The sequence below is a fragment of the Kocuria gwangalliensis genome (assembly GCF_039544365.1).
GTDB classification, from domain to species: Bacteria; Actinomycetota; Actinomycetes; order Actinomycetales; family Micrococcaceae; genus Kocuria; species Kocuria gwangalliensis.
In genome coordinates this window covers 36,010-49,526 of sequence record NZ_BAABLN010000008.1, presented here as the reverse complement: position 1 = coordinate 49,526, position 13,517 = coordinate 36,010, and the positions used below count along the sequence as shown (strand labels likewise).

Sequence of the window (13,517 nt, the reverse complement as noted above, 5' to 3'; positions counted from 1 at the left end):
CGCACCCCCAATTAGTTAGACAGCCTACAAATCTCGGCATATAGTTGCATGTTGCAAGCAACTGTTCTGGGTGATCCCACCGGTGCAACGACCCGTGAACAGTCGACTTCCGCCCTCACATCATTGCCCATTCCTCACCCGGGGGAGACCATGAGCGTTTCTCAGGAGACCGCCTCAGCGCTGGTCCAAGAATTGTTCGAACTGCAACGCGTCATGCGACGGGTCCTCAAGGCGTCCATCACCGAGCGGGAATTGTCGGTGGTGCAGATGAGCCTGCTGAGCCACTTGGCGTCCGTGCCCGCTCGGCGCGCCAAGGACATCGGTGCGGAGTCCGGGCTGGGGGCCTCGGTCATGAGTCGGCAGCTGAGTCACCTCGAGAAACTCGGATTCATTGAACGAACCCCGGATCCGGAGGACGGTCGAGCGCAACTGGTGCAGATCACCGAGCGGGGTCGCACCGCGGTGGCCGACCACTTGGAATCGGACACCCGGGGACTCATTGAGCGCCTTGGTGCGCTGAGCGAGGACGACGCCGCGCGCACCCGACAGGACCTCAATCGCCTGACCGAGACATTCCTGACCTCGCTGGGCCTGGAACGCATGACCACGCACATACCCCGGGTGGACCCGCAACGTCCACGCAACGCAACGACACAGACCACTACTACTGAGACGGCGCGCCGTCTGGAGGACTCCGTTCAATGACAGCAGCCGACGCATCGTCTGCGGCCCGAAAGGACCAGAAGACCCGGGACGTGGACCATCGCAACGTCCTGCGGGCACTCACGGGCATCCTGGCCGCATTCTTCATGGCCATGGTCACGCTGACCATCATCGGAACCGCCCTTCCCGTGATCATGGCGGACCTGGGTGGCGATCAAACCGCACTGTCGTGGACCGTGACGGGAACCCTGTTGGCCAACGCCATTTTCACCCCCATTTTCGGCAAGCTGGCGGACCTCTTCGACAAGAAGAAGCTTCTGCTGTTGGCCATCCTGATCTTCGTGCTCGGCTCGGGGGCCGCCGGTCTGTCCACCTCGATCAGCATGTTGGTGATGGCCCGCGTCATCCAGGGCATCGGCATGGGCGGACTCATGGCCCTCGCCCAGACGATTCTGGGCACGATCATCCCGCCGCGTGAACGCGGTCGCTACGCCGGGTACATGGGGGCAGTCATGGCCGTGGCCACCTCCCTGGGCCCCCTGCTGGGTGGTTTGATCGTGGACCTCTTCGGGTGGCGCTGGTGCTTCCTGATCCCCGTGCCGCTGTCCATCCTGGCCGCCGGGCTGATCATTAAAACTCTGCACATCCCCCCGCGTGAACAGGAGCGCAAGCCCTACATCGACCTGGGTGGTATGGTCCTGCTGGCCATTGGGACCTCGGCGCTCGTGCTCTGGGTGTCCTTTGCCGGCAAGCTCTTCGACTGGGCGTCTTGGCAGTCCCTGGGCCTCGTGGTGCTCACCCTGGTGGCGGCCGTGCTGTTCGTGCTCGTGGAGCGTCGCGTTCCCGAACCCGTGATGCCGCTGAGCGTCATGACCGAACGCACCACCGTGCTGGCCACCATTGCCGCCATTGCCACCGGCGCCGCCATGTTCGCCTCCACCACGTACCTCGGCCAGTACTTCCAGCTGGGTCAGGGGTTCACGCCCACCGAGTCGGGTCTGCTCATGCTGCCGCAGGTGGTCGGCTCGTTCGTCGGGTCCATGGTGGCCGGCCAACTGATCACGAAGTTCGGCAAGTGGAAGCGGATCCTCGTTGTGGGCACCGTGATCCTGGGAGCCGGTCTGTTCTCCGCCGCCACGCTCACCCATACGACCCCGGTCTGGCTCGTGGGCATCTCCATCTGCCTGGTGGGCCTGGGCGTGGGAACGCTCAACCAGAACCTGATCCTGGCGGTCCAGAACACGGTGGGCCTCAAGGACATGGGCGCGGCCTCCTCCGGCGTCGCCTTCTTCCGTACCGTGGGCGGTGCCCTGGCGGTGTCGCTGTTCGGCGCGGTACTCACACGTCACCTGACCAGTTCCATGGAATCGTTTGCTCGGGAACACAACGTGGACCCGTCCCAAATGGGCGACGCCGCCTCCATCGACATGTCCGGTCTGCCGCCGGCCGTGGAAGAGGCTTTGCGCTCGGCCTACGGCTCGGGTACGGGTCTTTTGTTCCTGATCGCGGCCATTGCCTCCGTCGTCACGCTGGTGTGCGTGCTGCTCATGAGGGAAATCCCGCTGCGCACCACGGTGGACGTCGTGGAGGTGGACCCGCAGACGGGCGAGCTGTCCGTGGTCTCCAAACGTGTTGACCCCGTGGAGGCCGCCGGCCTGCGGATGCAGAGCGCCCAAACGGGTTCACTGCCGGTCGTGGACCCGAGCGCCTCGGGTTTGCGCCGCACGCCCGCTGAGCACGCCGCAGCCGACGACGCCGCCGCCCCCGCCCGCGAGGATGCCCCCTCGGGCTCCCGCCGGGCGGGCCGGGGTCGGCGCGCGAGGTGAGGTCCTGAGAGAATAGACGTTCGTTGATCGTTGCGCTGAGCGAGGATTCCCCCTCGCTCAGCGCTGCATGTCTGAGGTGAGTAATAGAGTGACTGCCGTGTCCGAGCAAACCCGCGAAGCCCCCGTAAAAAAGCACTCCTCATCCGTTCTTGCCCAGCAGGTTGCGTCCGATCACGCGCCCAAGCTGAGGGCGTCCGGAGCGTCCGACCTGACCGAGATCGTGGTTCAGGGCGCCCGCGAGCACAATCTCAAGAACGTGGACCTCACGATCCCGCGTGACTCCATGGTGGTGTTCACGGGTCTGTCCGGTTCAGGTAAGTCGTCACTCGCGTTCGACACCATTTTTGCCGAGGGTCAGCGCCGGTATGTGGAGTCGCTGTCCTCCTACGCCCGAATGTTCCTGGGGCGCGTGGACAAGCCGGACGTCGATTTCATCGAGGGTCTCTCACCCGCGGTGTCCATCGACCAGAAGTCGACCTCGCGCAACCCGCGCTCCACCGTGGGCACCATTACCGAAATCTACGACTACATGCGGTTGTTGTGGGCGCGCATCGGTCACCCGCACTGTCCCGTGTGCGGTGAGCCCATCACCAAGCAGACCCCGCAGCAGATCGTGGACCAGCTGCTCGAACTGCCCGAGCGGACCCGTTTCATGGTGCTCGCGCCCGTGGTCAAGGGCCGCAAGGGCGAGTTCGTGGACCTGTTCCAGCAGCTCAGCACCCAGGGTTTCTCTCGCGCCGTCGTGGATGGGGAAACCGTGACGCTGGATGATCCCCCCAAGCTCAAGAAGCAGTACAAACACACCATTGATGTGGTGGTGGACCGCCTCACGGTCAAGGCCGAGGCCCGGCAGCGACTCACCGATTCGGTGGAAACTGCTCTGAACCTGGCCGAGGGCCGCGCGGTCATCGACTTGGTGCTGCGCGAGGGTGAGGAATCCCCATGGGCCGGTAACAGCCGGATGTTCTCCGAACACTTGGCGTGCCCCAACGAGCACACTCTGCAGACGGACGAGATCGAACCCCGGTCGTTTTCCTTCAATGCCCCGTTCGGAGCGTGCCCCGACTGTGATGGCATTGGCTCGCGCCTGGAAGTGGACGAGAGTCTGGTCGTACCGGACCCGGACTTGTCCATCATCGAGGGAGCCATTGCACCGTGGTCCCTGGGCAAAGCCACCAGCGACTACTGGAATCGCCTGCTGGCGGGACTGGCCGAAGAGGTCGGTTTTGATTTACTGACCCCGTGGCAGGACCTCTCGGCCAAGGCCAAGAAGGCCGTGCTCAACGGCAAGGACTACAAGGTCACGGTTGCCTACAAGAACCGTTGGGGGCGGGAACGCCGGTACACGCAGGGTTTCGAGGGCGTGTTCGGGTACATCAAGCGTAAGCACGAGGAAACCGAGTCCGATCACGCCAAGGACCGCTATGAGCAGTACATGCGGCAGGTGGCGTGTCCCACGTGCGACGGCGCGCGCCTGAATCCCACCGTTCTCGGCGTGAGCGTGGGTGGGCTCAACATCTCCCAGGCCACTCACCTCCCCATGCGAGATTCCTTGACGTTCTTCGAGTCCCTGGACCTCTCCGATCGAGAGGCCCGGATCGGTGACCAGGTGCTCAAGGAGATCGTGGCTCGCCTGACGTTCCTGATCGACGTGGGCCTGGACTACCTCAACCTGGAACGCGCCGCGGCCACCCTGTCCGGGGGCGAGGCCCAGCGCATTCGCCTGGCCACGCAGATCGGCGCGGGACTGGTGGGCGTGCTCTACGTGCTGGACGAGCCGTCCATCGGCCTGCATCAGCGCGACAACCGGCGGCTCATTGAAACGCTCGCCCGGCTGCGCGACATGGGCAACACGCTCATCGTGGTCGAACACGATGAGGACACCATTCGTGAGGCCGACTGGATTGTGGATGTGGGTCCCGGTGCGGGTGTGCACGGCGGTCACGTGGTGCACTCGGGCACCTACGAGGGTCTGCTCGAGAACAAGAACTCCATCACCGCGGACTACCTGTCCGGGCGCCGCGCGATCGAGGTGCCCGAGCGGCGTCGTCCGATCGACAAGAACCGCCGGCTGACCGTGGTGGGTGCGCGTGAGAACAACCTGCAGAACCTCACGGTCAACTTCCCACTGGGCGTGTTCGTCTCCGTGACCGGTGTTTCCGGCTCGGGTAAGTCCACCCTGGTCAACGACATCTTGTACACCACGTTGGCCAATAAGCTCAACGGCGCCAAGCAGGTTCCGGGCCGCCACAAACGGATCGACGGTGTGGACCACCTGGACAAGGTGGTCCACGTGGACCAGAGCCCCATTGGGCGCACCCCGCGTTCCAACCCGGCGACCTATACGGGCGTGTTCGACCGGATCCGCAAACTGTTCGCGGACACTCAGGAAGCCAAGATCCGCGGTTACCAGCAGGGTCGGTTCTCGTTCAACGTCAAGGGTGGTCGCTGCGAGGCGTGCTCCGGCGACGGGACGCTCAAGATCGAGATGAACTTCCTGCCGGACGTCTACGTTCCGTGCGAGGTCTGCAAGGGCGCCCGCTACAACCGCGAAACCCTGGAGGTCCACTACAAGGGCAAGAACATCGCGGAAGTCCTGGACATGCCCATCGAGGAGGCCGCGGAGTTCTTCGCACCGTTCACGGCCATCGCGCGTTATCTCAACACCCTGGTCGAGGTGGGGCTCGGTTACGTCCGTCTGGGACAACCGGCCACCACGCTGTCCGGTGGTGAGGCCCAGCGCGTGAAGCTGGCTGCGGAACTACAGAAGCGCTCCAACGGCCGCACCATTTACGTGCTGGACGAGCCCACCACGGGCCTGCACTTCGAGGACATCCGCAAGTTGCTCATGGTGTTGCAGTCCTTGGTGGACAAGGGCAATAGCGTGATGACCATCGAACATAACCTGGACGTGGTGAAGTCTGCGGACTGGGTCATTGACCTGGGACCCAACGGTGGTTCGGGCGGTGGCACGATCGTTGCCGAAGGCACTCCGGAGGATGTGTCGAAGAACAAGGACAGCTTCACCGGTCAGTTCCTGGCGGAAGTCCTGCAAACCTCGGCAGACCGCAAAGCCGCCGCACAGCACTGACCCGGTGATCATCCAGTAGTAACTCCGCAGCAACCGAGAGAAGGCGCCCGTGAACCCTCAAACTCCCGTGGTGTTGTGGGACCTGGACGGAACCATCCTGGATCCGGCCGGTGCCATCACCGAAGGCCTTGCGGATGCGCTGTGGACGTGCGGTTTTTCCGTTCCGGACAATCTGGACCGTTTCGTCGGTCCGCCCATCGGCGAGTCGCTGCGGCACTTCACCGAGGTACCGGAGGACCAGATTCCGCAGGTGATCTCGGTGTACCGAGCGGGATACCTCACGGAAGGGTTGCAGCGAACGCGTGTCTATCCGGGTATCGAGAAGGAACTGGATCGGCTGCGCGCGCTGGGTGCCCGCCAGGTCGTGGCCACCCAGAAGCCCGAACGGATCGCCGTTGAAGTGGTCCAACGATTCGGCCTGAGCGAATACTTCGACACCGTGAGCGGTGCCGCGGACGATCTCGCCCGGCCCACAACCGGCCGTGTGTCCCTGCACGACAAGCCCGAGATCATCGGGGAGGCGCTGGACCGACTCGGTCTGTCCACCCCCGATGCCGAACGGACGGTCATGATCGGTGACCGCAGCTATGATGCCGAGGGCGCTCACGCGCACGGCCTGGATTGTATTGGTGCCGGTTGGGGCTTCGGTCAACCCGGTGAACTCGACGACCTGTGTGTGGCGGTGGTGGGTGCTCCCGCCGGGCTGGCAGCATGGACTGACCGGTACAACGATTCCGCGGAGGGGCAGTCGGACCATGGATAACTATCGGTTGTTGCAAACATCGGTGACCACGGCTTTCAAGGCACTGTGCCGGCCAGTCGTGACGGGCACGGACAAGGTCCCGGATCACGGGCCCGTGATCATCGCGTCCAACCACCTCTCGTTCCTCGACTCCGTGATCCTCTCCGTCATGATGCCCCGCCGCGTGAAGTTCATTGCCAAGGCCGAGTACCTCACGACTCCGGGGGTCAAGGGACACGTCATGCGTGAGCTCTTCAAAATGATCGATGTGATCCCCGTGGAACGCGGACAGCAGGGCGACTCGGTCGCGGCGCTGGCCCCTGCCCTGGAGCACTTGGAACAGGGCAACATCTTCGGCATTTACCCCGAGGGCACCCGATCCCGTGACGGTTACCTGTACCGGGGCCGCAACGGGGTGGCCTACCTCGCCTATATGACCGGAGCTCCCGTGGTCCCCGTGGGCCTCGTGGGAACTCAGCGACTACAGCCGCCCGGTTCCACCGTGATCCGCCCCGCGCGTTTCGAGCTGCATGTCGGGCAGCCGATCGAGGTCCCCAAGGCGGGACCCAGGCACAACGGGCGCATGCGTAAGGAGCTCACGGAGCAGGTTATGGACGCCATCGCCGAACTGTCCGGCCAGCCGCGCAAGGACACCTATAACCAGTCGCCGTCCGCGGAGAAGGATTCCGGGCGTGGCTGATCCGGCGAGCTACAAGCCGGCTCGTCAGGACATTCCCACCAACCCAGGGGTGTACCGTTTCCGGGACGAGCACGGCCGTGTGATTTACGTGGGCAAGGCCAAGAACCTGCGGAACCGGGTGTCGTCCTACTTCGCTCCGCTGCATCAACTTTCACCCAAGACTCGAGCCATGGTGACCACGGCGGCGGCCGTGCAATGGACCGTGGTGGGATCCGAATTCGAGTCCCTGCAGCTCGAATACACGTGGATCAAGGAGTTCTCCCCGCGTTTCAACATTGCCTACCGGGACGACAAGTCCTACCCGTACCTGGCGATCACCATGGCCGAGGCCGTTCCGCGCGCCATGGTCATGCGTGGCGACAAGAAACCGGGCAACCGGTACTTCGGCCCGTACTCGCAAGCATGGGCGATCCGCGAAACCCTGGATGCCCTGTTGCGGGTGTTCCCCGTGCGCACGTGCACCAAGGGCGTGTTCCAGCGGGCAGAGCGCACGGGGCGACCATGTCTGCTTGCCCACATCGACAAGTGCTCGGCGCCGTGCGTGGGCACCATTTCCCGGGAGGACCACCGGGCGCTGGCCGAGGACCTGTGCCGTTTCATGTCCGGGCACGCCAAGGCCTACATTCGAGAACTCGGCCGACAAATGCAAGAGGCCTCGGAGCGGATGGACTTCGAGACGGCAGCGGCCCGCCGGGACGACGTGGTGGCCCTGGAAAAGGCCTTCGAACGCAACACCGTGGTGCTCGCCGACAACACGGACGCGGACTTCTTCGCCCTCGCGGAGGATGAGCTCGAGGCCGCGGTGCAGGTGTTCTACGTGCGCGGCGGGAGGATCCGCGGTCAACGCGGCTGGATCACCGAAAAGGTGGAAGAGGTCTCCACCGCGGAACTGGTCGAGCACCTCCTGCAACAGGCCTACGGCGAGGTAACCGCGGAACTGAATCCCACCCAGCGACGGGGGAGGAAGGTAGCTCAACAGGGCAGCCAGGACACCGTGGCCAAACATCGCCGAACGGCGGAATTGGCCTACCGGCAGGACACCGTTCCCCGCACGGTCTACGTCTCCACGCAACCGGAGCAAGCCGGCGATCTGGAGAACTGGCTCAGCGAGCTCCGCGGGTCCCGGGTCACCATTTCCGTGCCCCAGCGCGGTGACAAGGCGCAGTTGTTGGAAACCGTGGCGGAAAATGCCCGCCAGGCCCTCGCACTGCACAAGTCCCGCCGGGCGGGAGATCTCACCACTCGTTCGGCCTCGCTGCAACAACTTCAGGAAGCGCTGGATCTCCCCGACGCCCTCATGCGCATCGAGTGTTATGACATCTCCCACGTGCAGGGCACCAATGTGGTGGCATCCATGGTCGTCTTCGAGGACGGCCTGCCGCGCAAGGGGGAGTACCGCAAGTTCGCCATCACCGGTGACGCCGCCCGTGATGACACCGCCTCGATGTACGACGTGATCCACCGCCGTTTCACCCGCCACCTCGAACAGCAGCGCAAGGCCGCCGAACGTGGGGTGACCACCGGAGAAGTGACCGCGGAACAGGCCCGTGAGGACAACGGCCGGGTCTTCGCATACCCGCCCAACCTGGTGATCGTGGACGGCGGCCCGCCCCAGGTAGCGGCCGCCCAGCGTGCCCTGGACGATCTGGGAATCACGGACGTGTACGTGGTGGGCCTGGCCAAGCGGCTCGAAGAAGTGTGGCTGCCGGACGACGAGTTCCCGCTCATCCTGCCCCGCGCCTCCGAGGGCCTGTACCTGTTGCAGCGAGTGCGCGACGAGGCCCACCGGTTCGCCATCACGTTCCACCGGGAGAAGCGCTCCAAGTCCATGACCGTCTCGGCCCTGGACGCCGTACCGGGGTTGGGCCCCGCCAAGCACAAGGCCCTCATGAAACACTTCGGCTCCGTCAGGAAAATACGGGCGGCAACCGTCGAGGACATCGCACGCGTCAATGGTTTCGGTCCCGGTCTCGCCGAACGGGTGGTGGCCGCGCTGGGAGGCGGGCAAGCGCCGTCGGCGGGCGTGGACGTGGGAACGGGGGAGCTGCTCGATTGAAACTGGACTACCCTGGAGGCGGACCCATTGCATGCAAACAGTCAGGCGGCGCAGACGGATATGAGTAATCCAACTCCCGAGTCGGATTCCCCCACCCCCCAACTGCAACCGGTTAAACCCCCCACCTCCGAACTGCTGATCGTCACCGGCATGTCCGGCGCGGGCCGCTCCACGGCGGCCAACGCGCTCGAGGACCTGGGCTGGTACGTGGTGGACAATCTGCCACCGCAGATGCTCAGCACGCTGGCGGATCTGGTGGCACGCACCCCGGAGACCCTGCCCAAACTGGCCGTGGTCATCGACGTGCGCGGCAAGGCCCTGTTCAATGACATGCGCGAGACGCTCGCGGCGCTGGAGAACTCCGGCGTGGAATTCTCGGTCCTGTTCCTGGACGCCTCGGACGAGGTTCTGGTCTCCCGCTACGAACTTCAACGCAGGCCCCACCCGCTGCAGGCCGGGGGTCGCATTCTGGACGGCATCAAGGCCGAACGGTCGTTACTGCGGGATCTTCGTGAGTCTTCTGATTCCGTGTTGGACACGTCCTCGTTCAATGTGCACGCTCTCACACGCGCCGTGGCCGACATGTTCTCCACCAACGGCCCCGTGGTGCTGCGGCTGACCGTGATGAGCTTCGGCTTCAAGTACGGCGTGCCCGCGGACGCGAATTTCGTGTCCGACGTCCGTTTCATTCCCAACCCGCACTGGGTCCCGGCCCTGCGTCCGCGCACCGGTAAGGATCCCGAAGTGCGGGACTACGTGTTCGGCCACGCGGGCACCGCCACGTTCGTGGACCGCTTCGTGGCCATGCTCGAGCCGGTGTTCGCCGGCTACCGCACGGAAAACAAGCACTACGCAACCATTGCGATCGGCTGCACGGGAGGTAAGCATCGCTCCGTGGCGGTCACCGAGGACATCGCCAAGCGACTCAGTAAGTCCCCGCGCGTGACCGTCAACATCCAACACCGAGACCTGGGGCGCGAGTAGCCGCAGACCCGGAGTCCTAGACCCCTACGGACCACTATGAGTAACTTTCCCTCGACCGGCGCGTTGCCCAGGTTGCCCTTGAGTACCCGGCGCGACGTGGACCCGTACCATTCGCTGGACCCCGCGGCGCGTGAAGGCATTTCCGACGCCGATTCGGTGGTCGCCCTGGGCGGCGGGCACGGACTGTCCGCGAGCCTGTCCGCGCTTCGTCTGCTCGCCCCGGCCGTCACGGCCGTGGTCACGGTCGCCGACGACGGCGGGTCGTCCGGCCGGTTGCGCAACGAAATGAACGTGCTGCCTCCCGGTGATCTCCGGATGGCACTTGCCGCGCTGTGCGACGACTCGCAATGGGGCCGCACCTGGCGCGACGTGATGCAGCATCGCTTCAGCAACGCCAGCCACCCCCATGAGGGACTGGACAATCACGCGCTGGGAAACCTTCTGATCGTGACCCTGTGGGAATTATTGGACGATCCCGTGGACGGATTGCGCTGGGCCGGCGCCCTGCTGGGCGCCAGGGGACAGGTGCTCCCGATGTCCCGCGAGCCTCTCGTGATCGAGGGCGACATCGCACCCAACTCGGATCCCACCAAGCCCTGCCCACCGGAACTCATTGCCCGAACGATCACGGGTCAGTCGCTTCTCGCCAAGCAGGCGGACGTGTGCAATGTTCGGATCCACCCGCACAAGGCGCAGGCCTGCCCCGAGGCGGTCTCGGCCATCAACCAGGCGGCGTGGGTGGTGTTGGGCCCGGGTTCCTGGCACACCTCCGTGCTGCCGCACCTGCTGCTGCCCGGGCTGCGTGACGCGATCTGCAAGTCCCCGGCCAAGCGCTTGGTCACCCTGAACCTGTCCCGCGATTCCGAGACCCTTGGCATGAGCGCCGCGGACCACTTGAGGGTGCTTGCCCGTTATGCGCCCGAGCTGCGCCTGGATGCCGTACTTGCGGATCCCACCGCGGCCGAGTCCCCGCACGACGTCGAACTCGCGGCGGCCCAGCTGGGCGCCACGGTGCACTGGGCGGACCTGCGGGACAACGACGGATCGGCCGTCCACAACCACTTCAAGCTGGCTGCGGCCTACCAGAAAATTATGAAGGCGGACGGCTGAGTGCCGCACACATCGGCACCCCGTTCATCGATCAGACAAAGGAGACGTCCCCCATGGCATTGACCGCATCGGTCAAAGACGAGCTTGCACACTTGCAGGTCAAGAAATCCTCGGTTCGAGGCGCGGAGCTCTCGGCGCTACTGCGTTTCACGAGTGGGCTGCACATTGTGGGCGGCAGGATCGTGATCGAGGCGGAGCTGGACACCGAGGCGGCGGCGCGTCGTACGGCGCACACCATTAACGAGGTCTACGGTCACAGCACGGAACTGGGCGTGATGACCGGTAGTGGGCTGCGCCGGGACCGAACCTGGATCGTGCGGGTTGCTCGGGACGGTGAGGCCCTGGCCCGTCGGACCGGCCTGTTGGACGCTCACGGGCGCCCGGTTCGGGGTCTACCCCCCTCGGTCGTGAACGGGACCGTGGAGGACGCCTCCGCAGTGATTCGCGGCGCGTTCCTCGCCCACGGGTCGCTGACCGAACCGGGCAGGGCCGCGGCCATGGAATTCACGTGTCCCGGACCCGAGGCGGCCCTCGCCCTGGTCGGGGCGGCCCGTCGACTGGATGTTCTGGCCAAGGCGCGGCAGGTGCGCGGAATCGACCGCGTGGTCGTTCGCGACGGTGACACCATTGCCGCGCTGTTGACGCGCATGGGCGCTCATCAGAACCTGTTGCAGTGGGAGGACCGGCGGATGCGCAAGGAGGTTCGCGCAACCGCGAACCGGCTGGCGAATTTCGACGACGCCAACTTGCGCCGCTCCGCACAGGCCGCGGTGACCGCTGGCGCCAAGGTGGAGCGAGCCCTCGAACTGCTGGGCGAAGAGGCCCCCGAACACCTGCGCGCGGCCGGGAAGCTGCGGGTGGCCAATAAGCAGGCAAGTCTTGACGAGCTGGGCCGGTTGTCGGACCCGCCGCTCACCAAGGACGCAATTGCCGGGCGGATCAGGCGGCTCCTCGCCATGGCGGATCGCCGTGCCGAGGACCTGGGAGTCCCCAATACGAGCGAATTCGCAGCGACCGCGGGGCTGTCGCAGCGGCGCTGACGGTAGCACGCCGTCGAGAACGGAAAGTTAATGTGGGTTTATGTGGGAATTGATCGCGCTAAGCGTTCAAAAGTTCGGCTGCGCACTGTCAAATATCCCGGTATCTCGATAGAATGGTCCCGGTAGAACACATCGGGCCCCACAATGTGAGAACCAGAAGATGTTGGATTCTTACCGATTGTGACTGATCCAACATCGGATCTCGCGCGGGCCCGCATACCGACATTGTCAATGACAAGAGGAGATCGCAGTGAGCATCAAAGTTGGCATCAACGGCTTCGGACGCATCGGCCGCAGCTTCGCACGCGCCCTGCAGACGCAGCACGGACACAACATCGAGCTCGTGGCCGTCAACGACCTGACCGATCCGGAGACGTTGAAGCACTTGTTCGAGTTCGACTCGGTCATGGGCCGCGTGAACGCCAAGGTCTCCCTCGACGGCGACGTCATGAAGGTCGACGATCACGAGATCAAGTTCCTGGCCGAGAAGGACCCCGCCAAGTTGCCGTGGGGTGAGCTCGGCGTGGACATCGTGGTGGAATGCACGGGCGTATTCACCAAGGGCCCGCAAATGCAGGCGCACCTCGACGCCGGCGCCAAGAAGGTCGTCCTGTCCGCTCCGGGCAAGGAAGTGGACGGCACGTTCGTGTACGGCGTCAACCAGGAGGACTACGACCCCGAGACCATGAACCTGGTCTCGGCCGCGTCCTGCACCACCAACTGCCTGGCCCCGCTCGCCAAGGTCATCAACGACGAGTTCGGCATTGAGCGCGGTCTGATGACCACGATCCACGCCTACACCGGTGACCAGCGCCTGCATGACGCTCCGCACAAGGACCTGCGTCGCGCCCGTGCTGCGGCATTGAACCTGGTTCCCACCACCACCGGTGCTGCCGCAGCGGTCGGGCTGGTGCTCCCGGAGCTCGAGGGCAAGCTGGACGGCTTTGCCGTTCGCGTTCCCACCCCCACCGGGTCCATTGTGGACCTCACCGTGGACGTCGAGAAGGACGTCACCGTGGAGTCGGTCAATGCGGCCATCAAGAAGGCTGCCGAGGGCCCGTTCAAGGGCATCATCGAATACTCCGAGGAAGCCCTGGTGTCCAAGGACATCGAAGGTTACGACGTCTCCACCGTGTTCGACGCTCCGCTGACCAAGGTCGTGGACAACCAGGTGAAGGTCATTGCCTGGTACGACAACGAATGGGGCTACACCATTCGTTTGGTCGACTTTGTGTCATTCGTGGCAGATAAGCTCTGAGTTAGACCTTGGAGCGGCGCCGGTGCCCTGTGGGTACCGGCGCCGCT

10 protein-coding genes are annotated in these 13,517 nt (G+C 64.7%); all 10 read left to right on the top strand.

Annotated features, from left to right (window positions below; all coding sequences use genetic code 11):
* Window positions 1–150 precede the first annotated feature (150 nt).
* The 10 genes from ABEA06_RS03515 to gap all read left to right on the top strand — a co-directional run bounded on the left by ABEA06_RS03515 (window position 151) and on the right by gap (window position 13,470).
* Window positions 151–705 (top strand): MarR family winged helix-turn-helix transcriptional regulator, encoded by a 555-nt coding sequence (locus ABEA06_RS03515; RefSeq protein WP_345310573.1) that lies wholly within the window; start codon window positions 151–153, stop codon window positions 703–705.
* Complete coding sequence (locus ABEA06_RS03510) at window positions 702–2,489, top strand: DHA2 family efflux MFS transporter permease subunit (RefSeq protein ID WP_345310572.1); 1,788 nt, start codon at window positions 702–704, stop codon at window positions 2,487–2,489. Before ABEA06_RS03515 ends, ABEA06_RS03510 begins: the two co-directional genes overlap by 4 nt.
* 88 nt (window positions 2,490–2,577) lie before the next feature.
* Window positions 2,578–5,580, top strand: a complete 3,003-nt coding sequence (uvrA, locus tag ABEA06_RS03505) for an excinuclease ABC subunit UvrA (protein ID WP_425559486.1) — start codon at window positions 2,578–2,580, stop codon at window positions 5,578–5,580.
* A 49-nt stretch (window positions 5,581–5,629) separates the two neighbouring features.
* A complete protein-coding gene (locus ABEA06_RS03500; RefSeq protein ID WP_345310570.1) occupies window positions 5,630–6,343 on the top strand; it encodes an HAD hydrolase-like protein in 714 nt (237 codons plus the stop codon).
* Window positions 6,336–7,022 (top strand): lysophospholipid acyltransferase family protein, encoded by a 687-nt coding sequence (locus tag ABEA06_RS03495; RefSeq protein WP_345310569.1) that lies wholly within the window; start codon window positions 6,336–6,338, stop codon window positions 7,020–7,022. The genes ABEA06_RS03500 and ABEA06_RS03495 overlap by 8 nt, the downstream gene beginning before the upstream one ends.
* Complete coding sequence (gene uvrC / locus ABEA06_RS03490; protein ID WP_345310568.1) at window positions 7,015–9,078, top strand: excinuclease ABC subunit UvrC; 2,064 nt, start codon at window positions 7,015–7,017, stop codon at window positions 9,076–9,078. The genes ABEA06_RS03495 and uvrC overlap by 8 nt, the downstream gene beginning before the upstream one ends.
* 60 nt (window positions 9,079–9,138) lie before the next feature.
* Window positions 9,139–10,062, top strand: a complete 924-nt coding sequence (rapZ, locus tag ABEA06_RS03485; protein ID WP_303382037.1) for an RNase adapter RapZ — start codon at window positions 9,139–9,141, stop codon at window positions 10,060–10,062.
* 36 nt (window positions 10,063–10,098) lie between these two features.
* Entirely contained in the window at window positions 10,099–11,172 is a 1,074-nt protein-coding gene (locus ABEA06_RS03480) for a gluconeogenesis factor YvcK family protein (protein ID WP_303382038.1), read from the top strand.
* Between the two features lie 53 nt (window positions 11,173–11,225).
* Complete coding sequence (gene whiA, locus ABEA06_RS03475) at window positions 11,226–12,212, top strand: DNA-binding protein WhiA (protein WP_303382039.1); 987 nt, start codon at window positions 11,226–11,228, stop codon at window positions 12,210–12,212.
* Between the two features lie 250 nt (window positions 12,213–12,462).
* Window positions 12,463–13,470 carry a type I glyceraldehyde-3-phosphate dehydrogenase gene (gap, locus tag ABEA06_RS03470; RefSeq protein WP_303382040.1) on the top strand — a complete coding sequence of 336 codons (1,008 nt, stop codon included), beginning with the start codon at window positions 12,463–12,465 and terminating at the stop codon, window positions 13,468–13,470.
* Window positions 13,471–13,517: the final 47 nt, after the last annotated feature.